This is a genomic window from Isoptericola sp. Y581 (genome assembly GCF_059445475.1).
Genome location: NZ_JCAIUK010000003.1, coordinates 304173 through 329335, shown reverse-complemented (window position 1 = coordinate 329335; position 25163 = coordinate 304173). Strand labels below are relative to the sequence as shown.

Annotated in this window: 25 protein-coding genes; 14 read left to right on the top strand and 11 right to left on the bottom strand. The window is 72.9% G+C overall.

Annotated features, from left to right (window positions below):
- Positions 1 to 13: 13 nt before the first annotated feature.
- Positions 14 to 1039 (bottom strand): ArsR/SmtB family transcription factor, encoded by a 1026-nt coding sequence (locus AC1C2W_RS07710; RefSeq protein ID WP_495389309.1) that lies wholly within the window; start codon positions 1037 to 1039, stop codon positions 14 to 16.
- 174 nt (positions 1040 to 1213) lie between these two features.
- Between AC1C2W_RS07710 and AC1C2W_RS07705 the strand changes: the two genes are divergently transcribed.
- Positions 1214 to 2035, top strand: a complete 822-nt coding sequence (locus AC1C2W_RS07705; RefSeq protein ID WP_495389310.1) for a TSUP family transporter — start codon at positions 1214 to 1216, stop codon at positions 2033 to 2035.
- A 27-nt stretch (positions 2036 to 2062) separates the two neighbouring features.
- Here AC1C2W_RS07705 and AC1C2W_RS07700 read toward each other — a convergent pair whose 3' ends face one another.
- Positions 2063 to 2887, bottom strand: a complete 825-nt coding sequence (locus AC1C2W_RS07700; RefSeq protein ID WP_495389311.1) for an alpha/beta fold hydrolase — start codon at positions 2885 to 2887, stop codon at positions 2063 to 2065.
- A 119-nt stretch (positions 2888 to 3006) separates the two neighbouring features.
- Here AC1C2W_RS07700 and AC1C2W_RS07695 point away from each other — a divergent pair, with 119 nt between their 5' ends.
- The 5 genes from AC1C2W_RS07695 to AC1C2W_RS07675 all read left to right on the top strand — a co-directional run bounded on the left by AC1C2W_RS07695 (position 3007) and on the right by AC1C2W_RS07675 (position 7920).
- On the top strand, positions 3007 to 3753 hold the full coding sequence (locus AC1C2W_RS07695; protein ID WP_495412793.1) for an AraC family transcriptional regulator: 747 nt from the start codon (positions 3007 to 3009) through the stop codon (positions 3751 to 3753).
- Between the two features lie 224 nt (positions 3754 to 3977).
- Positions 3978 to 4670 (top strand): alpha/beta fold hydrolase, encoded by a 693-nt coding sequence (locus AC1C2W_RS07690; RefSeq protein WP_495412792.1) that lies wholly within the window; start codon positions 3978 to 3980, stop codon positions 4668 to 4670.
- A gap of 1 nt (position 4671) precedes the next feature.
- Complete coding sequence (locus AC1C2W_RS07685) at positions 4672 to 5235, top strand: dihydrofolate reductase family protein (protein WP_495412791.1); 564 nt, start codon at positions 4672 to 4674, stop codon at positions 5233 to 5235.
- Positions 5235 to 6896 carry a carboxylesterase/lipase family protein gene (locus tag AC1C2W_RS07680; protein ID WP_495412790.1) on the top strand — a complete coding sequence of 554 codons (1662 nt, stop codon included), beginning with the start codon at positions 5235 to 5237 and terminating at the stop codon, positions 6894 to 6896. The genes AC1C2W_RS07685 and AC1C2W_RS07680 overlap by 1 nt, the downstream gene beginning before the upstream one ends.
- Positions 6897 to 6900: 4 nt before the next feature.
- Positions 6901 to 7920 (top strand): LLM class flavin-dependent oxidoreductase, encoded by a 1020-nt coding sequence (locus AC1C2W_RS07675; RefSeq protein WP_495412789.1) that lies wholly within the window; start codon positions 6901 to 6903, stop codon positions 7918 to 7920.
- Between the two features lie 6 nt (positions 7921 to 7926).
- Here the strand turns inward: AC1C2W_RS07675 and AC1C2W_RS07670 are convergent, their stop codons facing one another.
- The 3 genes from AC1C2W_RS07670 to AC1C2W_RS07660 form a co-directional block, all read right to left on the bottom strand.
- Positions 7927 to 8403, bottom strand: a complete 477-nt coding sequence (locus AC1C2W_RS07670) for a pyridoxamine 5'-phosphate oxidase family protein (RefSeq protein ID WP_495389317.1) — start codon at positions 8401 to 8403, stop codon at positions 7927 to 7929.
- 9 nt (positions 8404 to 8412) lie between these two features.
- Positions 8413 to 8595: a hypothetical protein gene (locus AC1C2W_RS07665; RefSeq protein WP_495412788.1), complete on the bottom strand. Its 183-nt coding sequence runs from the start codon at positions 8593 to 8595 to the stop codon at positions 8413 to 8415.
- Positions 8596 to 8666: 71 nt separating this feature from the next.
- A complete protein-coding gene (locus tag AC1C2W_RS07660; protein WP_495412787.1) occupies positions 8667 to 9032 on the bottom strand; it encodes a P-loop nucleotide/nucleoside kinase family protein in 366 nt (121 codons plus the stop codon).
- Positions 9033 to 9144: 112 nt separating this feature from the next.
- On the opposite strand from AC1C2W_RS07660, the gene AC1C2W_RS07655 reads away from it, so the two are divergent.
- The 4 genes from AC1C2W_RS07655 (at position 9145) to AC1C2W_RS07640 (ending at position 12900) form a co-directional block, all read left to right on the top strand.
- A complete protein-coding gene (locus AC1C2W_RS07655; protein ID WP_495412786.1) occupies positions 9145 to 10179 on the top strand; it encodes a nitronate monooxygenase in 1035 nt (344 codons plus the stop codon).
- A 112-nt stretch (positions 10180 to 10291) separates the two neighbouring features.
- A complete protein-coding gene (locus AC1C2W_RS07650; protein WP_495412785.1) occupies positions 10292 to 11119 on the top strand; it encodes an SDR family NAD(P)-dependent oxidoreductase in 828 nt (275 codons plus the stop codon).
- Positions 11120 to 11231: 112 nt separating this feature from the next.
- The gene (locus AC1C2W_RS07645; RefSeq protein ID WP_495412784.1) at positions 11232 to 11486 is read left to right on the top strand and encodes a helix-turn-helix transcriptional regulator; all 255 of its coding nucleotides are present in this window, start codon (positions 11232 to 11234) and stop codon (positions 11484 to 11486) included.
- Positions 11479 to 12900 carry a type II toxin-antitoxin system HipA family toxin gene (locus AC1C2W_RS07640; protein WP_495412783.1) on the top strand — a complete coding sequence of 474 codons (1422 nt, stop codon included), beginning with the start codon at positions 11479 to 11481 and terminating at the stop codon, positions 12898 to 12900. The genes AC1C2W_RS07645 and AC1C2W_RS07640 overlap by 8 nt, the downstream gene beginning before the upstream one ends.
- Positions 12901 to 12911: 11 nt before the next feature.
- Here AC1C2W_RS07640 and AC1C2W_RS07635 read toward each other — a convergent pair whose 3' ends face one another.
- Complete coding sequence (locus AC1C2W_RS07635; protein ID WP_495412782.1) at positions 12912 to 13340, bottom strand: SRPBCC family protein; 429 nt, start codon at positions 13338 to 13340, stop codon at positions 12912 to 12914.
- A 53-nt stretch (positions 13341 to 13393) separates the two neighbouring features.
- Complete coding sequence (locus tag AC1C2W_RS07630; RefSeq protein WP_495412781.1) at positions 13394 to 14035, bottom strand: HAD family hydrolase; 642 nt, start codon at positions 14033 to 14035, stop codon at positions 13394 to 13396.
- A gap of 412 nt (positions 14036 to 14447) precedes the next feature.
- On the opposite strand from AC1C2W_RS07630, the gene AC1C2W_RS07625 reads away from it, so the two are divergent.
- Positions 14448 to 15646 (top strand): IS3 family transposase gene (locus tag AC1C2W_RS07625; RefSeq protein WP_495412780.1). Its coding sequence is split into 2 segments (ribosomal slippage): positions 14448 to 14726 and positions 14729 to 15646, totalling 1197 coding nucleotides; the frame shifts between segments, so codons are not numbered across the junction.
- A gap of 19 nt (positions 15647 to 15665) precedes the next feature.
- On the opposite strand, the gene AC1C2W_RS07620 is transcribed toward AC1C2W_RS07625, so the two are convergent.
- Together AC1C2W_RS07620 and AC1C2W_RS07615 are read right to left on the bottom strand one after the other, a co-directional pair.
- Entirely contained in the window at positions 15666 to 16910 is a 1245-nt protein-coding gene (locus AC1C2W_RS07620; protein ID WP_495412779.1) for a hypothetical protein, read from the bottom strand.
- A 67-nt stretch (positions 16911 to 16977) separates the two neighbouring features.
- Entirely contained in the window at positions 16978 to 19416 is a 2439-nt protein-coding gene (locus tag AC1C2W_RS07615) for a site-specific integrase (protein ID WP_495412778.1), read from the bottom strand.
- A gap of 683 nt (positions 19417 to 20099) precedes the next feature.
- Between AC1C2W_RS07615 and AC1C2W_RS07610 the strand changes: the two genes are divergently transcribed.
- Both AC1C2W_RS07610 and AC1C2W_RS07605 read left to right on the top strand, forming a co-directional pair.
- Positions 20100 to 20657 carry a methylated-DNA--[protein]-cysteine S-methyltransferase gene (locus AC1C2W_RS07610; RefSeq protein WP_495412777.1) on the top strand — a complete coding sequence of 186 codons (558 nt, stop codon included), beginning with the start codon at positions 20100 to 20102 and terminating at the stop codon, positions 20655 to 20657.
- A 126-nt stretch (positions 20658 to 20783) separates the two neighbouring features.
- Entirely contained in the window at positions 20784 to 21881 is a 1098-nt protein-coding gene (locus AC1C2W_RS07605; protein ID WP_495412776.1) for a tyrosine-type recombinase/integrase, read from the top strand.
- A 3-nt stretch (positions 21882 to 21884) separates the two neighbouring features.
- Here the strand turns inward: AC1C2W_RS07605 and AC1C2W_RS07600 are convergent, their stop codons facing one another.
- Positions 21885 to 23015, bottom strand: a complete 1131-nt coding sequence (locus AC1C2W_RS07600; protein ID WP_495412775.1) for a methyltransferase — start codon at positions 23013 to 23015, stop codon at positions 21885 to 21887.
- 137 nt (positions 23016 to 23152) lie between these two features.
- On the opposite strand from AC1C2W_RS07600, the gene AC1C2W_RS07595 reads away from it, so the two are divergent.
- Positions 23153 to 24433, top strand: a complete 1281-nt coding sequence (locus AC1C2W_RS07595) for a phospholipase D-like domain-containing protein (protein WP_495389330.1) — start codon at positions 23153 to 23155, stop codon at positions 24431 to 24433.
- 18 nt (positions 24434 to 24451) lie between these two features.
- Here the strand turns inward: AC1C2W_RS07595 and AC1C2W_RS07590 are convergent, their stop codons facing one another.
- The gene (locus AC1C2W_RS07590; protein WP_495389331.1) at positions 24452 to 25039 is read right to left on the bottom strand and encodes a MerR family transcriptional regulator; all 588 of its coding nucleotides are present in this window, start codon (positions 25037 to 25039) and stop codon (positions 24452 to 24454) included.
- Positions 25040 to 25163: the final 124 nt, after the last annotated feature.

The window sequence follows — 25163 nt, the reverse complement described above, 5'->3', positions numbered from 1 at the left end:
TGCGACGGCCGGGTCAGCCCAGCTGGCCGGTGAGCAGGGCGTCCCCGAGCCGGGTGCGGGCGTGCAGCATCCGGTTGCCCTCTCGCCGGGAGGAGACCAGGCCCGACTCGCGCAGCACGGTGGCGTGCCGGCTCGCCGTGGCCGGGGTGACTCCCAGCGCGGTCGCGAGCTCGGTCGTGGTACGGCGGCGGTCCAGCACCTCCAGCACCCGGGCGCGCGTCGGGCCGATGAGCTGCGCCACGGGCGGCCGTTCGTGCGGGTCGACCGGGTCGACCGGGTCGAGCCGGTCGAGCCTGGCCGAAGCCAGCCACCCCGGCGCCGGGTCGATCGGGTACACCAGGACGGGGTCCAGGGCGTCGTCGGCCAGCACCACCGGCGCCAGCACGCAGAAGAACGACGGCAGCACCGTGAGCGGCCGGTCGTCCAGGCAGATGGATCGCGTCACCGGGTACCAGCCCACCCACGCCTCGTCGTCGCGGCGCAGCATCGGGTCGAAGGTGCCCATGAGGCCATGCATGCCACCCCGGCGTAGCGCGGCATCGCGCGCCTGCTGGTCCGCCGCCACCGCGGCGCCCGTCACCCGTGCATACGGGGCCACCGCCACCTCGTGGTAGCGGCGCAGCGCGCCCGCGAGCCACCGCATCGCCTCCACCTCGCCGCTCGCGATGCGGCGCACCCACGGCGGAGCACCCGCCGGGAACGTGAGCGCCAGCTCCCGCGTCAGGCGCCGCCTCGGCGTGCTCGCCACCCGTTCGACGGCCCCCTCGAGGCCGTCGTCGTCCCCGTCCATCGGGAGCGGGGTGAGGAAGTCCGGGAAGTACGACGCCCAGGGCGCGAGCCGCGCCAGGGCCGCCACCGTCCTCGTCAGGCCCGACGCCGCGAGCTGCGCCCGCACCCGACGCCGCCACGGGTCGAACGCCAGCGCGCTCTGCCGGTTCTGTAGCAGGTGGAGGCTCAGCACCGTGTCCCACATCGGGTCCGGGTGCGCGGGCGCACGCAACCGGGTCAGGTCCTCGGCCGTGAGGTCGATCGTGAGCATGGCGCCACCACCCCCGTCTCGACCGCCCACGCTAGTCGCCCGCGGCATCACTCACCCGTGTTTGCGCCCTCGTCGAATCTCGCGGCCGCCGGTGTCGTCGCCGTCCTTCTCACCCTCTCGTTCGGTGTACGGCGGCCGGAGCCTCCTGATGCCGCCCCCGGACGAGGAGCTTCCATGGGCCTGCACGTCGACCCGGCCTCCGTGTGCCTGCTGATCGCCGTCGCCTTCGGGGCCGGGTGGCTCGACGCCGTCGTCGGGGGAGGTGGTCTCGTGCAGGTGCCCGCGCTCCTGCTGGCGCTGCCTACCGCCCCGGTCGCCACGGTGCTCGGCACCAACAAGCTCGTCGCGATCACCGGCACCTCGGGCGCCGCCCTCACGTACGTCTCCCGCGTCGGCCTGGACCGGCGCCGGGCGTTGGCCGCGGCCGCCCTGGGGCTGCCGACCGCCCTGGTCGGTGCCGCCACCGCGTCCCACCTGCCCCGCGACGTCATCGTGCTGGTCGTCGCCGTCACCCTCGTCGCCGTGGGGGTGTGGGCCGTCGTGACCCGGGCGGGCGACCAGAGCCCGCGCGGTTCAGGGCGCAGGTCGGGGCACCGGGCCCGGCACGGCGCGCCCGCCCCCGCGTGGCGGGCGACGCTCGTGCTCGCCGTCGGCGCGTCGGCCGTCGGCTTCTACAGCGGGGTGGTGGGCTCCGGCACCGGGGTGCTGCTGGTGGCCCTGTTCGTCACGGCGCTCGGCACCGACTTCCTGCGCGGCTCGGCGATGGCGAAGGTCGTGAGCCTGGGCAGCGACCTCGGGGCCCTCGCGCTGTTCGGCGCCCTCGGGCACGTGCTGTGGCTGCTCGGTGCGGGGATGGCGGTGGCGAACGTGGCCGGCGGCATCGTGGGCGCGCGCACCGCCCTGGCCCGCGGCGCCGGGTTCGTGCGCGTCGTGCTGCTCCTCGTGGTCCTGACGCTCGTCGTCAAGCTCGTGTACGACCAGTGGCTGGCGGGCTGACTGGCGAACTGACCGGGCAGCGGCAGGTCAGGGGGAGTGCACGGTCGGGTCGTCGCGCAGGACGTCGAGCAGCAGCGCCAGGATGGCGTCGGGGCGCTCGAGCACCGGCAGGTGCCCCGCCCAGTCCAGCAGGGTGAGCTCCGCCCCCGGCACGGCCTCGGCGACGTGCCGGGCGCACGCGCGCAGGAAGTCCATGTCGTGCGCGCCCTCGACGACGAGCGTCGGCACGTGGATCGCGACGAGCTCGGCGTCGCCGACCTCGACCGGATCCGGTCCTGGCTCCGGCAGGCCGTCGGCGCTCGCGGCCGCGTCGGCCGCCAGCTGCACCTCGAACGCGCGGCGCTGCATGGCCGCGAGCGCCTCCCGTGCCGCGTCGTCGGCGTCCGGCCCGAGCCACGTGTCCACGTTGAGCCGCACCGCCCCCTCCACGTCGCCGACCGTCAGGAGCCGGTCCTCCTCGGCGTCGAAGGCGTCGGAGTCCGCCGTGTCCGGCACGCCCGGGGCGGCAGGGCACAGCAGCACCAGCTCGCGCACCCGCTCCGGGTGCGCGGTGGCGAGCTCGAGCGCGACCTTGCCGCCGAACGACGCGCCCACGACGACGGCATCGGGCACGTCGAGCGCGTCCAGCAGGGCCGCCAGGTCGCCGGCGTTCGTGTACGTGCCGGGGGCGAGCGGCGAGTCGCCGTAGCCGCGCAGGTCGGGGCGGATCACGTGGAACGCGTGGGCGAGGGACGGCGCGACGGCGTCCCACATGCGACGGTCGGCGACGCCGGCGTGCACCAGCAGGACGGCGGGGGCGCCGGCGTCGCCGGCGACGTCGTGGGCCAGGCTCGGCAGCGGGGTGATGTCCACCGGGCGATTCTTGCAGGTCGCCGCCCCGGAGCACCGCCGGTGCCAGAATGACGCACGCCGCGAGCGGCAGGTGCTCGCGGGCGTCGCTACATTGGGGTCGGGCTCGCCGAAGGAGCGACATGCCGGTCGAGAGCGTTCACCGCGGTTCGGACTCGCGCTACGTCGCGCGGGTCTGGCGCGGGCGCACGTCGGGCGCCGGGACCATGGCGTCGGTCGCGACGTCGCAGTGGGAGCTGGTCTTCTGGCGGGACGGCCCGGCGATGCACGCCGCGGTCCGTGGCCCCGAGACCGTGGCGACGACGGCGCGGATCTCGGGCGAGTCGGACTCGTTCGGCATCACGTTCGCGCACGGCACGACGATGCCGCACCTGCCGGCCGCCGGCCTCGTCGACGGCGAGCTGGAGAGCCCGCACGTCACGGCCGGCAGCTTCGTCCTGCGGGGCGAGGAATGGCCGATCCCACGGGCCGACGACGCCGAGCTGTTCGTCGACCGGCTGGTGCGGGCCGGCGTGCTCGTGCGGGACCCGCTGGTCGACGAGGTCGTGTGGGGCGGGGTCGCAAGGGTGGGCTCGCGGTCCGTCCAGCGCCGCGTCGCCGCGACGACCGGGCTCACGCAGGGCATGATCCGGCAGATCGACCGGGCCCGCGCCGCCGCGGTGCTGCTCCGGGAGGGAGCCGAGCCGCTGGACGTCGTGCATCGGCTCGGGTATTTCGACCAACCGCACCTCGCGCGGTCCCTGCGGCGCTTCATCGGCCGCACCGCGACGCAGCTCGTGCGGCCTCGCGCCACGGCGGTGGACCTCGCCCGCGGCGTGCCCCACGCCATGTCGCTCCTGTACAAGCCGGAGCGGCCGACGTCTTCCTAGCGTGGACGCGTCGCGGTTCCCGCCGCGAGCGCCCTACCCGGGAGGCACTGTCGTGACCACCAGCATGACCACCAGCACCGTCACGTCGCCCGACGGCACCCCGATCGCCTGTTCGACCTGGGGCTCCGGCGACCCGATCGTCATCGTCGACGGCGCGACCGCCCATCGCGCCACCACCCCCCGAGAACGCCGCGACGGCCGAGCTGCTGGCCGACGAGTTCCTCGTGATCAACTACGACCGCCGCGGTCGCGGGCAGAGCGGTGACACGCGGCCCTACGCCGTCGAGCGGGAGCTCGAGGACCTCGCGGCGGTCATCGACCAGGCCGCCGGTGGCAGCCCGGCGACCACGGTGTTCGGCTGGTCCTCCGGCGGCAACCTCGCGCTCAACGCCGCCCAGGCGGGCGTCCCCGTGGCGCGCCTCGCGCTGTTCGAGCCGAACGCCGTGGTCGACGCCGACCGGCCGCCGCTGCCCGCGGACTACGTCGAGCGACTGGACGACGCCGTCGCCGCCGGACGGCCCGGGGACGCAGTCGCGCTGTTCCTGACCGCGGCCGTGGGCCTGCCGCCGGAGGCCGTCGCCGAGGTGCGGCAGGACGCCGGGACGTGGTCCGGGCTGGAAGCGGTCGCACCCACCATCGCCTACGACGGCCGCCACGTCGCCGATGTGATGTCGGGCCGGCCGCTGCGCCCGGACCTGTGGGACCGGGTCGAGGTGCCCGTGCTGGTCATGCACGGCACCGGCACCTGGCCGTTCCTCGCGTCCGCCGCCCGCGCCATCAGCGCGCACCTGCCCACCGCGACCCTGCGCCCCGTGCCGGGCGAGGACCACACCACGACGCCCGAGGTGCTCGCCGCCGCGCTGCGCGCCTTCGCCACCCAGCACCGGTACGACCAGCACCGACACGAGGAGGCCTGACATGGGCAGCGTCGTGGTCACCGAGTTCATCTCGCTGGACGGCGTGGTCGAGGCGCCGGGCGGCGAGGACTTCCGGTACCCGGACTGGAGCTTCGAGGTCGACCGCGGGCCCGACGGCGAACGCTTCAAGGAGACCGAGGCGCTGGGGGCCGCCGCCCTCCTGCTGGGGCGCCGCACCTACGAAGGGTTCGCCGAGGCCTGGCCGCAGTACGAGGGCGAGCTCGCCGACAAGTACAACGGCATGCCGAAGTACGTCGTCTCGAGCACCCTCACCGATCCCCGCTGGTCCGGGACGTCCGTGCTGTCGGGCGGCCTCGTCGACGCCGTCACCCACCTGCGGCAGGACGTCGACGGCGAGATCTCCGTGCCCGGCAGCATCCGGCTCGTGCAGGGCCTGCTGGCGCACGACCTCGTCGACGAGATCCACCTGATGACGTTCCCCGTCGTCCTGGGGCACGGGCGCACCCTGTGGCCGCCGACCCCGGACAAGACCGCGTGGCGCCTCGTCGAGGCCACCACGTACGGGGACGGGGTGCTGGTCACCATCCACCGGCGGGCGCGCTGATGAGCCGCACCGTGAGCGCGCAGGCGGTGACCTCGCACGCCCTGGCCGCGGCCCTCGCCCTGATCGTCACCGCGGCGTCCCAGCCCGCGTCCCCGTCCACCTCCGAGACCGTGCCCGCACCGCCCTCGAGCCCCGCCGTCGTGCGGGTCGACTCCGGGTGGCTGCGCGGGCACGCGGACGGCGACCACGTCACCTACTCGGGCGTCCCGTACGCCGCCCCGCCCGTCGGCGAGCGCCGCTGGCGGCCGCCGGCACCACCGCGGGACTGGGCGGGCGTGCGGGACGCGACCGCCCCGAGCCCGCTGTGCCCCCAGCGTGGTGAGGGCGGTCCGGGCGACGTCCTCGGGCAGGAGGACTGCCTGGTGCTCGACGTCACCGCGCCCGCCCACGCCCGCCACGGCGAGCGCCTGCCCGTGCTCGTGTGGCTGCACGGCGGCGGCCTGGACTCCGGCGGAGCGGCCCGCTTCGACGGGGCACGGCTCGCGACCGAGGGTGGCCTGGTCGTGGTGACCGTGAACTACCGCCTCGGCGCGCTCGGGTTCCTGTCGACGAAGGCGCTGGGCCCGCTCCGCGGCAACTACGGCCTCATGGACCAGGCCGCCGCGCTGCGATGGGTACGGCACAACGCCGCGAGCTTCGGCGGCGACCCCCGCAACGTCACCCTCGCGGGGCAGTCGGGCGGCGCACGGTCCGTCTGCGCGCAGCTCGCCGCCCCGACGTCGAAGTCGCTCTTCGACCGGGCGATCGTGCAGAGCGGCGCCTGCGCCAACCCGGTCCCGGACCGCGCCCGCGCCCGCGAGTTCGGCGACCGCGCCGTCGCGCACCTCGGGTGCGCCGCCGCGGACGACGTCGCCGCGTGCCTGCGCCGCACCAGCCTGCCCGGCCTCGTCACGGCGCTCGCGGGCGTCGGGTACGGGCTCACCGAGGCCTCCGGCGACCGCCCGTGGAACCCCGTCGCGGGCACGCCGTTCCTCCCGCAGCAACCCCTCGACGCGCTCCGCCGGGGCGCCGCCGCCCGGGTCCCGCTCCTCGTGGGCGGCACGCGCGACGAGATGCGCGTCTTCGTCCACGGCCGGGAGCCCGGCCTCACCGCCGAGCGCTACCGAGCCCTCCTGGCGGACGCCTTCGGCACCGACGCCCGGGCCGTCCTGGACGGCTACCCGCTCACCGACCACGACAGCCCCACGTTGGCGCTCGCGGCCGTGCTCGGCGACTGGGGCGCGCAGATCGGGGCGTGCCCGGTGCTGCGCACGGCCCAGGCCGCCGCACCCCACCAGCCCGTCCACGTGTACGAGTTCGCCGAGGACGCCGGCCCGGCGCCCGAGGACGGGTTCCCCCGGGGGGCCTTTCACGGCCTCGAGCTGCCGTACCTGTGGGCCCTCATCGGGGAACACCAATACCCGCCGCTCGGCCCCGCGCAACAGAGGCTGTCCGCGACGATGATCGACTACTGGGCGGCGTTCGCGCGCACCGGCGACGTCAACGGGCCCGACCGTCCGCGCTGGCCCCGCTTCGGCCCCGAGCAGACGGTGATCGGGCTCTCGACGACGGGGATCGGCCCGACGTCGTTCGCGGCCGACCACCAGTGCGATCTCTGGGCCGACCTCGGCGGCCCGGAGCCTCGACCGCCGCGCGTGCCCGTGCCCCGTGGGCTTGACTGAGGGCGTGAAGCACCTCGGATTCCTGTCCTTCGGCCACTGGACGCCGCACCCGCAGTCGGCCACCCGCTCCGCGTCGGACGCGCTGCTGCAGTCGATCGACCTCGCTGTCGCGGCCGAGGAGCTCGGCGCCGACGGCGCGTACTTCCGGGTGCACCACTTCGCCCGCCAGCTCGCGTCCCCGTTCCCGCTGCTCGCCGCCGTCGGCGCGCGCACTCACCGCATCGAGATCGGCACGGCCGTGATCGACATGCGCTACGAGAACCCGCTGTACATGGCGGAGGACGCCGGCGCCGCCGACCTCATCGCCGGCGGGCGTCTGCAGCTCGGCATCAGCCGCGGGTCGCCCGAGCAGGTGGTCGACGGCTTCCGTCACTTCGGCCACGAGCCGGCGCCGGGGGAGACCGACGCCGACATGGCGCGCCGGCACACCGCCCGGTTCCTCGAGCTGCTCGACGGCGAGAGGTTCGCCGAACCCAGCCCCCGGCCCATGTTTCCCAACCCGCCCGGGCTGCTGCGGGTCGAGCCGCACTCCGAGGGGCTGCGCGAGCGGATCTGGTGGGGCGCCGGCAGCCGCGCCACCGCGGAGTGGACGGCCGCCCAGGGCATGAACCTCATGAGCTCCACCCTGCTCACCGAGGACACCGGCGTGCCGTTCCACCAGCTCCAGGCTGAGCAGATCCAACGCTTCCGGGACGCCTGGGCGGCCGCGGGCCACGGGTGGGAACCGCGCGTGTCCGTGTCGCGGAGCATCTTCCCCATCACCGACGACCGCGACCGCGCCTACTTCGGCATGGAGGCCGCCAGCACCGACCAGGTCGGCGTGCTCGAGGGGGTGCGCGCCCGGTTCGGCAAGACCTACGCCGGCGAGGTGGACGACGTCGTGGCCGACCTCGCCGGCGACGAGGCCGTCGCCGCCGCCGACACCCTGCTGCTCACCGTGCCCAACCAGCTGGGCGTCGAGTACAACGCGCACGTGATGGAGAACGTCGTGCAGCACGTGGCGCCCGCCCTCGGCTGGCGCTGAACCGCCTCAGGACAGCGCGGCACCGGACGTCTCGAGCAGCACCGGGGGAGAGGCCCGGAAGTCGCCCCACCGCGCCCACGACGGCACTACCCGCACCACGACGATCCCCGGGTCTGCCAGCGAGGCTGCGAACTGCGGGAAGGCCGCCCGGTAGGCGTCGGCGCAGCGGGCACGCTCCGCGCCGTCCGGCACGTCCGCCACCCCCTCGGCCTGCAGCGTCGTGCCGTCCGCGCCGCCGACCACCACCGCGACGCGCGCGTCCCGCGCCAGGTTCGCCACCTTCCGCGACGACGCCCGCGCGTCGAACACGAGCTCGCCCCGCTCCGTGACCGCCAGGGCGAGGTACGCCGCCTGCGGCGCGCCCGCGGGCCCCAGCGTGCAGACCACGCCGTCCCCCCGCTCACGCACGTGCGCGACCACCCGCGCCAGGTCCAGGCCCCGCTCCGGTCCCTGCTGCCCGCCAGGACGATCCGAGGACGTCATGGTCGGACCCTAGCGGGGCACGTCGCCCGCCCCGCCGCCGTGCCACCGGTCCAGCAGGACCCGCACCGCCGACCCCCGGTCCACCACGTGCACCCCGTCCCACCCCTCCGCGGGTCCGCCCGACGCCGCGACGAACCGGCCGCGCTGCGACTCCCAGCGGCCCCAGTGCCGGGCGAACGACCGGGCCCGCACCACCCTGCCCCGCGCCGACTGCCCGACAGCGCCTCGGACCGGCCCGCGTCGACCATCACCAGCACCGACCATCACCAGCACCGCCGCGCCAGACGCGCCCACAGCCACCGCCGCAGCGGCGACGTCGCCGGGTCGTGCACCACCACGACGCCGCGAGCGCCGCCGTCGCGCGGGGGACCCGCCGCCACCTCCCGCACCACCCGCACCAGGTGACGCCCGTGCACCAGCGGCCGGTAGAGGGCGTACGGCACCCCCCGCGGCAGCCGACAGGCCAGGTCGTGCCGCACCGTCTCGCTGTCCAGCAACCGGACCTGCGGCCGTCGTGCGGCCACCCGGACCAGGGCCGTGCTCTTGCCCGCGCCGGGGACGCCGCCCACCAGCACGAACTTGGCACGCCCCGTCCGCGGTGGCACCCGGGTCGTGACCGTCGTCGTCATCCGCTTCGCTCATCCCTCCGTGTCCGTGTACCAGTCACCGCGCCCAGGCTGCCAGGCACACATGAGGGCCCGATGAGACGCCCCGCCCAGCCCGGGTGGCACCATGCCGTGCATGGCCCCCACCACCCCCGTCCGGCTGCTCGACGCCGACCTGCCCCTCGTCGCCGCACCCATGGCCGGCGGCGCCACCACCGACGACCTCGTGGACGCCGTCACCGACGCCGGGGCCTTCGCCTTCCTCGCCGGCGGCTACCAGGCCCCCGAGGCGCTCGCCGCACACATCGAGCACGCGCGGGCCACCGGGCGCCCGTTCGGCGTCAACCTCTTCGTCCCCGACCGCGCCACCCCCGACCCCGCGGCGCTCGCGGCCTACGCCCGGCGGATCGCGCCCGAGGCCGCGGCGCACGGCGTCACGCTCGACCCGACCCCGATCCACGACGACGACGCGTGGGCGGCCAAGCTCGACCTGCTGCGCGCCGACCCCGTGCCGGTGGTCTCGTTCACGTTCGGGCTCCCGCCGGCGGCCGAGGTCGCCGCGCTGCGGGCCGCGGGCTCCGTCGTCCTGGTCACGGTGACGACGCCGGCGGAGGTGGCCGCCGCGCAGGAGGCCGGCGCCGACGGCCTCGTGGTCCAGGGCCCCCGCGCGGGCGGGCACAGCGGCACCTGGGACCCGGCTCGGGTGGTGCGCGACGACGCGACGCAGGACGTCGTGTCCGCCGTCCTCGCGCGCACGACGCTGCCGGTGGTCGCCGCCGGAGGAGTCGACGGGTCCGGGGCGGTCGCCCGCCTGCTCCAGGCCGGCGCGCAGGCCGTCGCCGTCGGGACGCTGCTGCTGCGCACCGACGAGTCGGGCGCCTCGGCCACGCACCGCGCCGCCCTCGCCGACCCCCGGTACGACCGCACCGTCGTCACCCGCGCCTTCACCGGCCGCCCGGCACGGTCGCTGCGCAACGGCTTCGCCGCCCGGCACGGCGACGCCGCGCCCGTCGGGTACCCCCAGGTGCACCACCTGACGCGCGAGCTGCGCCGTCGCGCCGCCGCCGCGGGGGACGCGGACCGGCTGCACCTGTGGGCGGGCGCGGGGTTCCGCCACGCCCCCGACGGCCCGGCCGCCGTCGTGGTGCGGGCCCTCGCGTCCGGTCTGTGAGCGCGGCGCGCGACGCCGCCGTCCGGGCCTTCGGTAGGTTGCCGCCATCGCACGCTCTGACGCGTCGCCGGCACCGGCCGGGGCAGCCTGGGCCCACTCAAGGAGGAGAACGATGACGGGACGGTTCGAGGGGCGCGTCGCGCTGATCACCGGCGGCGGGCACGGGATCGGGGCAGCCGCCGCGCGCCGGCTGCACGCCGAGGGGGCCACGGTGGTCCTGGCCGACGTCGACATCGAGGCGGCGCAGCACGTCGCGGCCGGGCTGTCGACCGACGCCGGCGGGCCCGACGACCGCGTCTCGGTCGCCGCCTGCGACATCACGGACACCGCGTCGGTGGAGGCTGCCGTCGAGACGACGGTGCGCCGGCACGGCCGGCTGGACGTGCTGGTCGGCGTCGCCGGCGGGACCAGGCCCCACCCCAGCCTCCTCGAGGGGATGAGCGACGAGGACTGGGCGGCCGGGGTGGACCTCAACCTCGCCGGCCCGGCCCGCTGCGTCCGGGCCGCGGCCCCGCACCTTCCGCGGGGCGGATCCATCGTGCTGGTCGGCTCGGTGAACGGGCTGCAGGCCTTCGGCGACGAGGACTACTCCGCCGCGAAGGCGGGCCTGGTATCGCTGGCGCAGAACCTCGCGGTGCGCCTGGGGCCGCGCGGGGTGCGGATCAACGTGGTTGCGCCGGGCACCATCCGCACCCGGGTCTGGGAGCCGCAGGGCGGCCCGGACCGGCTCGCGGTGCTGTACCCGCTCGGCCGGGTGGGGGAGCCCGAGGACGTCGCGGCCGCGATCGCCTTCCTCGCCTCCGACGACGCGTCCTGGATCACCGGCGCCACCCTGCCGGTGGACGGCGGGGTGCTGGCCGGCCCGCTCGCAAGCTTCGAAGGGCTGGGAGGAAGCAGGCGCGATCCGCCGGCCGCCGACGAGGATGTCACTGATCGTTGACATCCCACCTGATGTTACTTAGCGTTGACATCGCACGGAATGTCGTCTGGCGTTGACATCCGCCGCACACGCCACACCAGAAGCACTAGGAACCCGGGGGGAGGGGAGAGCCGTGATCGTCACGAACGCCGAGCAGCTCGGCGCGCTGCTGCGCCGCGCCCGCAGGGACAAGGGGATGACGCAGGCGGCGCTCGCGGCCGCCGTCGACGTCTCGCGCCAGTGGGTCATCGCCGCGGAGGCGGGCGCGCCGACCGCCCGGCTCGACCTGATGCTCGACGCGCTGCGGGCCGTCGACCTCGCCGTCGACGTCGTCCCGGACGAGCCCGACGACGCGCTCGAGACCGTGCTGGGGCGTGCGCGTGGCTGATCGCACCGCTGACCGCCTCGACGTCTGGCTTGACGGACAGCGCGCCGGGACGCTCGAGCGCGGGCGGGGCGGCGACGTCGCCCTCGAGTACGCGGCCGCGTACCAGGGCCTGCGCGCCGCGGCGTCGCTGTCAGTCAGCATGCCGCGGCACGTGACCCATCACGGGCCCGACGTCGTCATGCCCTGGATCGACAACCTCCTGCCGGACAACGACGGCGTGCGGGCTCGGTGGGCCGCGCAGTTCGACGAGCGCCGCCCGACCGCGTTCAACCTGCTCCGGCACATGGGCGCCGACTGCGCGGGCGCCGTGCAGGTGCTGCCCGAGGGCGACGCGCCCGCCGACGGCGCGGGCAGCCGGCGGCTGGGGGAGGCGGAGGTCGCGGCACACCTGCGCGAGCTGCGCGCGGACGACAGCTCGTGGGCGTTTGAGCAGCACGGCGGCCGATTCTCGCTCGGTGGGCAGCAGGGCAAGTTCGCCCTCACCCGCGGCCCCGACGGCGCGTGGCACCAGCCCACCGGCCGCGCCGCGAGCACGCACATCTTCAAGATCGGGATCGACGGCGTCGCGCACTCGGACGCCGCGGAGCTCGTCACGATGCGCGCCGCGCGGGCCCTCGGCCTCCCGGTCGCGCACGTGGAGTCGGCCTGGTTCGAGGACCAGGCCGCGGTCGTCGTGGAGCGGTTCGACCGGCTGCCGACGGCGGACGGCCAGGTGCGGCGGCTGCACCAGGAGGACCTGTGCCAGGCCCTCGGCCTGTGGCGCTCCGCCAAGTATGAGGCGGACGGCGGCCCCGGCGTCCGCGAGATCGCGGCCCTGCTCGCGCGGACGGTCGACCGCCGCGACCTCATCCGCTCGCGCGACGACTTCGCCCGGGCCGTCGTCTTCAACTGGGTGGCGGCCGGCACCGACGCGCACGCGAAGAACGTGGCGCTCCTGCACGTCGGGGCACGCACCGTCCTGGCACCCCTGTACGACCTGGTCGGCGCGAGCCTCCTGTGGCCGCCCGACGAGATCAGGTACAAGGGTCGCCTCGCGATGAAGCTCGGCGGCGAGTACCGCCTGCGGGCCCTCGGCGCCCGGAACGTCGTGCGCGCCGCCGGCGACCTCGGCGTCGACCCCGGCTGGCTCCTGGACGTCGCCGCCGACTACGCGGCGCGGCTCCCGGACGTGGTGTGCGACGCCGTCGCGGGGGAGCGGGACCTCATCGACGACGCCGTCGCGGCCGAGTTCGTCGACCGCACGGCACGCCGGGCCGAGGACGTCGCGCGCACCCTGCGCGCCCCGGGGCCCGAGGGGGCACCTGCTGATCGAACCGACGGGGCGGCGGCCTCAGGCGGGGGCACCTGGGTCCCCGCGCACACCCGTGACGGCCGGCCGGTCGCCGGTCACTGGCGCGCCAGGCCCGGGCGATGACGTGACGATCGCTAGGCGCTCGGGGCCTCGGCAGCCCGCCTGATCGAGGCCGCCTCCGTCCCGACGTACCGGTGCATCATCGCCCGCGTGAGCAGCCACGTGATGCCGGACAGCGGGCCGGACATGGTCAGGGTGAGGGTGAGCCGGCTCCCGTCGGGACGGGGCTCGACGAGGTGCGCGGCGGTGTTCGTGACGCCGGGCGAGCTCGACCACCACACGAACGACGACCCGTCGGTCAGCTCGGTGACCGTCCACACCGCGACGGGCAACCGGGGCTGGCGCATGCGCGTCCGGGAGCCGACGGCCAGCGGGCCGTCGTCCAGGCGCTCCACGGCGTGAACCGTCGGGATCCGCTCCGGCCAGCGCTCGACGTCGACCACCACCGCCCAGACCCGCTCGGGCGGGGCTGCGATGGCGACGGTGTGCCGTAGTCCGGCCATGCGCCCGAGTCTAGGACGAGGGCCTGTCGGTGCGAGCGGCGGGGGAGTGCGCGTCATGCCACGTCGAGGACGAGGTCCTTCAGCTCGGCGAGCGTGTCGATGCGATGGCTGGCCCGGGAGAAGTCCTGCGAGATCGTGAAGTCGTGGCGCACCACGGCGCAGTCGATGCCCGCCGCCACCGCCGAGCGGAGGCCCCTGGACGAGTCCTCGACGACCAGCGCCTCGTCCCGGGTGGCCCCGAAGGCCCTCAGGCCCGTCAGGTACGGCTCCGGGTGCGGCTTGGCGTGCGTGTAGTCCTCGCGCACCAGCACGAAGTCCATGAACGGCAGGATCTGACGCCTCTCGTGGATGAGGTCGAAGTCGGCGCGCTTCGACGTGGTGACCACGGCCATGCGGACGTGCTGCGACAGCTCGGCGAGAACGTCGACGACGCCGTCGATCTCGATCGCTTCCGTCCGCAGGTACTCCTGGTAGTACCGGTCACGGGCCCCACGCTGCCTGCTGATGGTCTGCTCGTCGATGCCGGCCGCCCGTGCCTGGGCCCAGGTGCCCTGGCCCTGGCTCATGGCCCGGAGGTACCGGTCCTTGTCCAGGGCGAAACCGACCTCCGCCAGGGCGCGCTCTCCGGCCCTGTAGTACCAGGCCTCGGTATCCACCAGGACGCCGTCATGATCGAGGAGGATGTACTTCTTCACTCACCCGATCCTTCCGGCTGACGCGCGCCACTCGCGCATCGAGAGCGGTCGCGGGTGTCACGCTACGCAGGACCACTCGGCGATGCAGTAAGACTTCGAGCCTTGGGGGCGCGCGCGCTGGAGACGAGCGCTCTGATCCAACCCCCGCGCGCCGTGGACGAACTGGTAGAGATGCGTGCTCGTGAGGTGCGAGTTCCAGGGCGCGGTGCGCCCGTAGCTGGGTAGCCGATCAAGCCACTAGCGCGGACGATCGCAGCCATGGTGGAGCAGCGGGCGCAGGGCATGACGTGTCCCTTTTGCGAGATTGCGGCTGGACGTGCACCAGCGCTTGTCCTGACAGAGACGGGGTCTGCCCCGAGTTTGGTTGACACCTGAACTGTGAGGATCTTGTCCTCGCTGGAAGGATGTCCCCGTGGCAAAGCCCTATCCCAAGGAGTTCCGCGACGACGTCGTGGCCGTGGCCCGCAAGGGCCAGGCGTCGCTGTCGCAGATCGCGAAGGACTTCGGCATCTCCGAAGGCTCGCTGGCGAACTGGATGAAGCAGGCCGAGGTCGAGGACGGTCGCCGGCCTGGTCTGAGCGAGGCCGACAAGGCCGAGCTGCGAGAGCTGAAGAAGCGCAACCGTCTGCTGGAGCAGGAGAACGAGGTCCTGCGCCGGGCGGCGGCGTACCTGTCGCAAGCGAACCTGCCGGGAAAATAGTCTTCCCGCTCGTCCGTGAGATGGCCGCGGCCGGCGCCCGGATCAGGGTGCCGGTCGCGGTGGCGTGCAGGGTCCTGGGTCTGACGACCCAGGGGTACTACAAGTGGCTCAAGGCCCCCGTCTGCCAGCGTGACTGGGACGACGCCCACGTCATCGACGTGCTCTACGACCTGCACAATGACGACGAGACGTTGGGCTACCGGTTCCTGACCGACGAGCTGGCCGACGACCACCAGATCACCGTCGGGGAGAACCGCGTGCACCGGCTGTGCCGCATCGCCGGGATCACCGCCTCGCATCACAAGAAGCGCAGCAAGGCCGGATCCGCCGGGCCTGCCCCGCACGACGACCTCCTGGCCGTGGTCGACGAACACGGCGTCGTCCGCCACGAGTTCGTTGCCGACCTGCCGAACAAGGTCTGGCTGTGGGACATCTCCGAGCACCCCACGCGAGAAGGGAAGCTCTACATCTGCGCGATCAAGGACGTCTACTCCGGGCGGATCGTGGGCTACTCCATCGGCTCGCGGATGAAGTCGTCCCTGGCGATGGCCGCGATGCGCAACGCGATCGCGCTGCGCTCACCGGCAGGGACCATCTGCCACACCGACCGAGGCGGGCAGTTCCGGGCGAAGAAGGTGCAGCGTCTGCTGAAGAACCACCATCTGGTCGGGTCGATGGGACGCTCCTACGGCGCCGGGGACAACGCCAGCATGGAGAGCTTCTTCTCCCTGCTGCAGAAGAACGTCCTGGACACCCGACGCTGGGACAGCCGTGAGGACCTACGCCTGGCGATCGTGACCTGGATCGAGACGAAGTACAACCGTCGCCGCCGTCAGCGCCGTCAGCGCCGTCTTGGCAGACTCACCCCGGTCGAGTTTGAGACCATCTACACGGCCGCCGAAGCGGCCTGACTACCGCACACCCCGATCGTCAACCAAACCGGGGGCAGACCCCCCGGACCGAACTCGTTCCTGAACCCGTGCGCTTCGCCGGCGGCAATTGGGCCTGAGCTGACCGCAGTCGTGGGGGGATCGTCGTCGCAGGCACTAGCGGGACCGGCTGCTGCTTTCGGGGGTTGGGCCCCAGTGTTGAGAACAGGTCTTGGGGCAGCCACCTGCTCAGAGGCACGAGGCCCGCTGGCCCAATCGGTTCGTCGGACGCCGTGTAGAGGATCCCGCGCTCTGTCGGCATCGTCTGCTCGACGGGCAAGCACCCGTAGTACTCGGTGAAAGTTTGACCGAGCCACGCCCACCACGTCGGCCTCGGCGGCAGACCGGTCCAACCTTCGCGGTATCGCAAGGGGCTGATCCTCCACTCGGTGTCCATGTCCGACCACAACGATCGGCCGGACCAGATGTGGCCAGTCGTGAGCTCCGCGGACGCGTAGAAGGCTGGTAGGTCGTCAGCGAGCCTCGTAAACAGAGCGCGTAGTGCTTTACGCCAAGCCGGGTCGCGCATGGGGACGCCCAGGAACTGGAGCGACATAGACCAGAACTCGTCCCGGTGTGCGGCACCGGGGCCAGCGGTGAGGTGTCCACCGATGCACGGGCCAGACCCGGCAGTGAACAACAGCGACGTGGCGTCTCTCCACGCGCTGATGAAGCCATCTGGCCCGGCCTCGCCGAGCTTCCCTTGCAGCGGTTCGTACTCCCCGAACCGGCGCGGCAATGCCTCCGGGAGAACATCCTGTGCCGCTCTGATGAAGCGAGCCGCAGCGTCCGGCGCCAGTTCGTCTCGCAGGCAGTACCAAGCAACGTCAACGGTGGCGACACGTTCCTCACGAGCTGGCCTCCGGACCTTGCGGGACTGCGATCGTGTCCACACATCGTCGGCCTGCTGGTCGACGACTGCTCCGTCAGTCACCCCAGCGAGTCGTCGGGCAAAGCGCACGGCATGGGGAACCTCAGATTCTGTGGTGCCTCCAACGACGATCGTGTAGAGGTATCGCGCGCCGAGGAGCACAACGGCGACTTCGCGCGGGATGTCCTCGAGCTCGAGAGTGTCAGGACAGTCGACCGTGAACGAGTACCGTCGCCGCGCGCCGCGCGTCACGGTGAGCGACCCGCCCCGACTCCGAGCGGCGTCGATCGCGAGCCCGGCACTCTGTGCGATCAGTTCTCTGAGCCGTTCGGGAGACGCCAATCGGCTGGTGTAGACGGCCAGGTCGTACGACATGGCAACATGCTTCCACGACAGCCCGTCCCGAAGACGCCTTGCCGTTCGACGGCGCGCCAGAGACGCGCTATGCCCGAGCGAGGTCGGAGACGTACTTGCCGTAGTCGGCTCCCGAGACGGCGGCATGCTTCTCCAGCGTCGCGGCCGTGTAGCCGAGGGCTTCGGCGAGGATCGCGACGGGGGTCTGTCTGGCGAGCTCGGTGAGTGTGCCGAGGCGCGCGGCGAGCGAGGAGAACAGTGGGCGCAGCTGCTGCCGCATATGCATCGCGGTGATGTGGTTACCAGGCATGGCTCCGCGGAAGATCCACGGCGAGTCGCTGTGTGCCGCCGTGTTCGCCTGTTCAGGGTTGGCTGCAAGGTCGCGCACCGGGCCGTCGAGCGGGTGGTCGAACCGGATCGGTGTGCCGGCGAGGTTCACGATGACGCTGTCGGGAGCGATCGTGACATCGTCCCAGCGCAGCCGCACGATGCGCGCAATGGGCCGCGCGAAGACGAGGACGAGGAGCGCCACGAACTGGTTGCGGGAGGACCACTCCGAAGAGGTCAGGACGTGGTCGAGCGCTCCGGCTTGGTCGTCGTGGGGGAGACGGGCGGCGGTTCCGCGACGATGCCGCGGAACGGTCAGGGCGGGGTCGGTGACCTGCGCCGTGCGCGTCCAGGTGAGGAACCAGGCGACCATGAGTCGCGTCGTGGCGCCTTCTGCGAGCCAGGTGTCGAGATCGCCCTGCGTGGCAGATGCCAACGACTTTCCGTTGGCAGTGAGCCAGTTGCAGAAGTCGATCGCGACCGTCGTCACCTGCTTGGCGCGTAGGAACGTGCCGTTGCTGATGGGGGAGTCTGCACGCATGTGCCGGAGGTGCTTCCAGCGAATGTAGCGGTGGACGATCGCGCGATGGTCGGCGTCGGTGATCCGGTCCTCGGCGTCGTCGGCCCACTCGGTGAAGCGAGCGATGAGCTCGTCGCGCGGCTCGAGGACTCCGTGCTCAACGAGCAGGCCTCGGATGTAGTCGCGAGTGCGACCGCGGTCGAGGCGGTCCATCGACGCGTGCGTCACGGGGCTGGTCGCGGCGACCTCGCGAAGCATGGAGTGAACGTGCTTCTGGCGAATCCAGGTGAGCCCTGAGTTCGCCCGTTCCATCGACGTGATCGCGTCGGCCACGGGCCGGAGCTGGGCCGATACCCTGCCTGTTCGGGGGTCGGCGAACGCCGCATCGACGAGGTCGGCCAGGACGCACCGCTGGCACATCTGGTTGCGGTAGAGCTCGGTCTCGGCGCCGCAGCGTCGGCAGTCGATGTTGACGCGCACTCCGGAGCATGCGCGGCAAGCGGGGAGCCCGTCGATGCGGCCCGGCAGGACGCCCTCGTGCCCGCAGGCGCAGGTCCCGGTCGTGCGCATGGCCTTCATCCGGCACGAGGTGCAGAGGCGCCCGTCGGGCCAGGTGACGCTGAGCGGGTAGTGGCCGCCGCACCGGGCGCAGGGAGTGGGGTACGTTTCTGGGTCCTCAGGCTTGCTGGACGACAGCGGGTCATAGCCGGCCTCGATCAGGTGAGTCACGTAGGAGTGTCGCAGCGCGTGCAGGCTGAGTTCCTCCGGAAGGCCCGCGAGGTCGCGGAACCGTGCGAACGAGCGAGGCAGGCCGCTCATCGTGATGCGGTCGCCGCGTTCGGACGGCCAAAGCGCGTTGGAGCGGGCGGCGGTGGCGAACTGGCCGCGGCCGCCGGGGGAGTGCCACCTCTCGAGCACGCTGGTGACCCAGTCGAACTGCGGAGTGGTCAGCACTGTGCGCCTGCGGGGCCCAGTTCCGGCCATTCCTTTGGCCCAGCGCACGGTCAGCGCTCCGAAGCGTCCGTAGTCCGGCACGTGAGGGTTCGGGCCGAAGTCGTGCACGTCGAGCATGACCAGCTCGCGGCGGCGCAGCCCGTAGGCGTAACAGACCTTGAATGCCATGGAGTCACGCATCGCCGTCAGCCACGTCTTGGACCGGGCGTGGTGACGGGCGTCGACAAAGTCGTCGACGGTGTCGAAGAAGCGCTGCAGCTCGTCGATCACGAAGGCGCGTCGTCCCGGTGCGACGGTGTCGTCGGTCTTGTGCGGCGGGGTGTTCCACTCGAAGACGATCTGAGACGGCAGGTCGTCGAAACGCTGCTCGCACAACGTCGCCCAGCCGTAGCGGCCGTCGCAGATGAACGAGCAGAACATCGCGATCGCGTTCGACTCCGCACGCAACGTGGTCAGCGCCAGCGTCCGTCCGCCGGAGCGGCGCTCGGCGAAGTACTCGTCCAGGTCTGATGCCTGCCAGGACCACGGAAAGTCGTTCGTGAACTCCTGGAAGCGTTCCACGACCCGGTTGCGGCTCTTGATCGTCGCGACAGTCAGGCCTCGCGCCAGCATCTGGTTGCGCCACCCGGCCAGCATCGCCTCGAACACCTGCAGCTCAGCGCGCAGGAGAGGGACGTTCGTCGCGCCGGTGAACCGCATCGGAACCGACCCGGGAGTCTCGAGCACGCGACCAGCCTTCCGAGGAATCGTGCATCAGATGCAACTCGCACGCTTCGTCGGCCGATAATGCACATTATGTCATTACGGCGAAAGGATCGGCCGTGTAGCCCTCCTCCGGGCGGCCCCTCGTGATCGCCCATCGTGCACCTCGCCGACGCACGACCACACCGTCGCGACGCCCTCGCACATAGTTCGCGGCTCGCGCGTTTGGCCTTGGGACGACGCCTTGCGCAGCCCGGCGTGCGTCACCCGATGTCACGGACGGCGACGCATCGGCTGACGACGCCGGCTCGCACGTCGGCTCACACCTCAGCACGCGCTGCCGCCGACAGCTGTCGTCACGTCCTGCTCACGCCGCTCCGGCGCCCGGCGCGCTGGATGGCGCTCGACGTCGCCCGCGCGTCCCCCGCCGGATGGATATACATCGACGTGACGGTCGACGTCACGCCGCCGATAGCTCGGGAACCGATGGCTCCGCGAACCGAGGGCTCTTAGACCGGTGTGGCACCCGGTTGCGCTACGCTGAATCGGACATTGCTCACAAACCATTGTGTATGGCACAACACAGTGGTCTCACGACAGTGCTCCGAGGTCACGCGAACGGCCCCGCGAACGTCGCGGCCTACCACGACTGCGAGGCACCCCTGCTGCCGGCACCGCGTGTCGGTCCCCCACCATAGCGTGACGACATGTCCACCACCCGCGCCGGGCTCACGTTCAGCGTGTTCCCCACCTCGATCGGCCACTGCGCCCTCGTCTGGCGCGAGCCGTCCGTCGTCGTCGGGTCGGCACTCCCCCAGGGCTCGCCCGCCGACGCGCGACGCGCCGTCGCCCGGTGGCATCCCGAGGCCCAGGAGATCGCCCCCGCAGGCCCGGGCGCGCAGGACGTCGCCGCCGTGGTCGAGCTGCTCGACGGCGGCACCCGCGATCTGGCGGAGCTCGAGGTGGACATGAGCGGCGTGCCCGAGTTCGACCGGCACGTCTACGAGGTGGTCCGCACCATCCCGCCCGGATCGACCCTCACCTACGGCGAGGTCGCGGCGCGCCTCGGCTCGCCCGGAGCGGCGCAGGCGGTGGGTCAGGCGATGGGGCGCAACCCGTTCCCGCCGGTCGTGCCGTGCCACCGGGTGCTCGCGGCGGGCCGGCAGGTGGGCGGGTTCTCCGCCCGCGGCGGCCGCCGCACCAAGCTGCGGATGCTCGAGATCGAGGGCGTCCATCTCGAGCAGCCCACGCTGTTCGACCTCTGACGGGCACAGGGCGTGTCGGTACCCGCGCCTACCCTGGTCCCGGGCCGTGCGGCGAGCGTCGCCGCAGGTCACCGGCGCGCGCGGACATGGCGGAGCGGCGGAGGATCATGCGCGCAGGAGGACGAGATGGTTGCCCCGCCCCGGCTGGATCGCATCGGCGTCGACATGGCGGTCGATCGCTACCTCGCCACGGTCCGCGTGGAGAGCATCCGGGGGGTCCTCTCCCCCGCCACCGCCCGCAGCTACGAGCGCGACATCGCCGAGCTCGCCCGCCTCGTCGGGGGCGGTCGCGTCCTCGACGACATCACGGGCGACGACGTGGATGACGCCCTCGTGCGATACCAGTCCAGTCCTGACCTGCGCTTCGCCGACCCCGCTCGGAAGGGCGCGCCGGGCCGGTCGGTCGCTACGGTCAACCGCTTCCGGCAGTCGGTCAGCCGGTTCTTCGCGCACGCCGCCTGTCAGTGCTGGGTGCAGGCCGACCCGATGCAGTGGGCGGCGCCGCCGGCCCGGTCGCGGGACCGCCTGCGCGTCGAGCGCACGGCGCTGTCGGCGTCCGCGGCCGGCGCTCTGCTGCAGGCGACCGCGACGGCGCCGTCCACCGGGGCCGGCGGAGCGCCGTCCGGTGTGCCGCGTCGCGGACAGCGGGCCGACCAGGCGCTGGCCCAGCGCGACCGGCTCGTGATCGCTCTCCTCCTCGTCCTCGGGCCCAGGGTCTCCGAGCTCGCCCGCGCCGACGTCGCGGACTTCACCCGCGAGCCCGAGGAGACGCGGTGGCGCATCGTCGGCAAGGGCGGCGCTACCCGCACGGTGGCGCTCTCACCGCCCCTGGCGGCGTCCCTGGAGGACTACCTCCGCGACCTCAGGCCCCGCCTCGCGGCACGCCGGCCCGACGACCCCGACGCGCAGCGCGCCCTCCTGCTCACCTGGCGGGGCCGCCGTGTCGACACCCAGACGATCCGTGCCCTCCTGGCGCGCGCCGTCGACCGGATGCCCGTCACATACCGCCGCCCGGCCACGCCGCACGCCCTGCGCCACACGACCGCCACCCTGCTCGTGGCCGAGGGCTGGGACGTCAAGGTGGTCGCCGAGCTGCTCGGCCACCGCTCCATCGCCACCACCGGGGTCTACCTGGACCGCATCGAGGGCGAGCTCGCCGCCGCGATCCGGTCCCACCCGCTCTCGGCCGGGCTCGCCGCGGGCACGAGCGTCGAGGACCGCTGAATCCTATGATCTGGCGAGACGCCAGAGCGAGGTGACCTCCGCGGCGCGGGCAGCGTGAAGGGGGTCGGTGGTGTCGCTCGCTCGCGGATGCCGCGGCCGGGTGTCGGACTTGTCCACCACCCGCAGGCCCGCTGCCTCGATGCCGTCCAGCAGCTCGCCGCGCGTCCTGAGTCCGAGGTGCTCGGCCAGGTCCGACAGGACGAGCCATCCTTCACCTCCCGGTTCGAGGTGCGCGGTGAGCCCGTCCAGGAAGTTGCGGAGCATGCTGCTGCCCGGGTCGTAGACACCTTGCTCGACAGCCGAGGTGGGCCGGGCAGGAAGCCAGGGCGGGTTGCAGACGATGAGGTCCGCGCGCCCTTCGGGAAAGAGGTCGGGGCCCACGACATCGATGCGCCCGGTGTACTGCAGTCGGCGGACATTCTCTCGTGCGCAGACCAGGGCACGCGGGCTGATGTCGGTGGCAACGACGGGGTCGAAGCCCCGCCGGGCCAGAACGGCGGCGAGCACTCCTGTCCCCGTCCCGAGGTCGAACGCGGCACGGCGACCCCCACGGGCCGCCGGCGCCGGGAGCGCTGCCCGGGCGACGAGGTCGATGTACTCGCCCCTGACCGGGGAGAACACGCCGTAGTGCGGGTAGATGCGAGCGTCGAGGAAGGGAACCTCCACGCCCTTCGTGCGCCACTGATGGGCTCCGATCACGCCCAACAGCTCTGTGAGCGAGATCGCCATCGGCTCGGACGAAGCTCCGTACGCCTCGGTGCACGCCTGGCGCACATCCGGGGCTCTGCGCAGGTTCAGGCTGTAGTCGTCTTCCAACCGGACGAGGAGCATCCCGAGCACGCGGGCACGGTGGCTGCGTGCCCTGCGGTGCAGATGGAAGGACTCTGCCGGGTTGTCGCCTGGCCGGGACGCCTTCCGGTCGATGCGGCGGCCCAGCGCTTGCAGCAGCTGACGTGCGTTGTGGAAGTCGCCCCGCCACAGCAGGGCGGTTCCTTCGCAGGCCAGACGGTAGGCAGCATCGGCTCTCATCTCGTCGTCCGCGTCGACGACCTGGCGAGGTGGCGGCATCTCGCTCTCGGAGTGCCAGCGGGCGGAACGGGGGGTGTTCGTCTCGGTCCAGTGGATCGTGGACACCACGTGCTCCTCGTGATCGTATGGGCTGCACGGAGAGGCTATCCCCGCCCAGCGCGGTTCATCGGCGCGGGTGACATCAGTGACGAGCCCGACAGTTCGGCGCGCGCTGCCCCAGGCCGCTGGATACCGTGAGCCTCGTGCCGTCACGCCTCACCCGTCTCCGCAACCCTGTCCGACTCCAGATCGACTGGCCGGCCCTGCGCCGCTACGCCACCCGCGGAGCGGTGCTCGCGGCCGCCGTGCCGGTGGCCGCGGCCGCGACCGTGATGGCGCTCGAGCGGTTCCGCCGCCACCAGTACCCCCTGGACGCGGCGTTCCCCACGGCTCCTCCGGCGTCCACCCAGATCGGGGACACGACTGCGACGGTCTACACCTACGGCGCCGATCTGTACGCCGCGATGCTCGATGCCATCCGCGGGGCGGAGCGCGAGATCTTCCTCGAGACGTACATCTGGAAGAACGACGAGGTCGGCCAGGAGTTCAAGCAGGCGCTCGCCGAGGCGTCGGCACGCGGCGTCTCCGTGTACGTCGTCTTCGACGGCTTCGCGAACCTGGTGATCCCCCGGCGCTTCTACGACATGCCCGCCGGGGTGCACGTGCTGCGCTTCCCCGCGATGCGACCCGGGCTCCTCATGCTCGACGTGCGCCGCTCGGGCCGGGACCACCGCAAGATCCTCGTGGTCGACGACGAGGTCGCGTTCGTGGGCGGGTACAACATCGGCTCCCTGTACGCCACGCAGTGGCGCGACACGCACCTGCGCCTCTCCGGCCCGTCCGCCTGGGAGCTGCGCAACGCGTTCGTCGACTTCTGGAACCGCTGGCGCGGCCCGCGCCTGCCCGTGCTCCAGGACGTCGGCTCGGTGCTGTGGCTCCCCGGTCTGCGGGCGGCCCGCAACGCGCCCTCGGAGCTGGTCTTCCCCATCCGCGGCATCTATCTCGACGCGATCGACCGAGCGTGCTCGCACGCCTACATCACGCAGGCCTACTTCATCCCCGACGAGGACATCCAGGCGGCCCTCCTGGCCGCCGCGACCCGTGGCGTCGACGTGCGCGTGCTGGTGCCGGAGCGGTCCAACCACGTGGTCGCGGACTGGCTCGCGCGCGGGCACTACTCCACGCTGCTGCGCGGCGGGGTGCGGATCTTCCTCTACCAGGGCGCGATGATCCACGCGAAGACGGCCACGATCGACGGCCGGTGGAGCACGGTCGGCACGGCCAACATCGACCGGCTGAGCCTCACCGGGAACTATGAGATCAACCTCGAGGTGGTCGACGAGGGGCTCGCTGCCCAGCTCGAGGCCGCATTCCGGATGGACGAGTCCAACTCCCGTGAGCTCACGCTCTCCGAGTGGCGGCGCCGCCACCCGCTGTCCAAGGTGGCCGAGCGGCTGATGTCCCCGCTGCGCCCACTCCTCTGACCTGGCGGCTCCGGTCGGTCAGCCGGCGTTGCGCGCGGCGCGTCGAGCGGCGAGCTCGTCACCCTCCGTCGAGGCCGGCTCCTCGTCCTCCAGCGACTCCGTGGGCATCGACGACAGCGTGCCCTCGATGTCGCGCCACACGCGGCCGACGGCGATGCCGAACACGCCCTGCCCGCCCTGCACGAGGTCGACGACCTCGTCCGGAGACGTGCACTCGTACACCGACGCTCCGTCGCTCATGAGCGTGATCTGCGCGAGGTCGTCCACGCCCCGCTCGCGGAGGTGCGTGACGGCGCTGCGGATCTGGTGCAGCGAGACGCCCGTGTCGAGGAGTCGCTTGACGACCTTGAGCACGAGGATGTCGCGGAAGCTGTAGAGGCGGTGCGTCCCGGAACCGGTCGCAGGGCGGATGGAAGGCTCAACCAGCCCCGTACGCGCCCAGTAGTCGAGCTGCCGGTACGTGATGCCGGCGACCCGGCACGCGGTGGTGCCACGGTATCCGGTCGCAGCGTCCTGTTCCGTGAGGTCCTCGCCGAAGAGGAGCCCTTGAGCGCCGTGCGGCACGACGGCACCTGTGGGGACGCTGGCCTCACCACTGCTGTTCACTGTGCCTCCTGGTATGTCGAGTCCACGCTAGGTCGCCCTCAGGGGGTCGTCAACGACGTCGGCTCCGAACGGGACCGCGTGTCGCGCCGTCCGAGGCCGCTCCAGTCCACCCTCGCGCTCAACT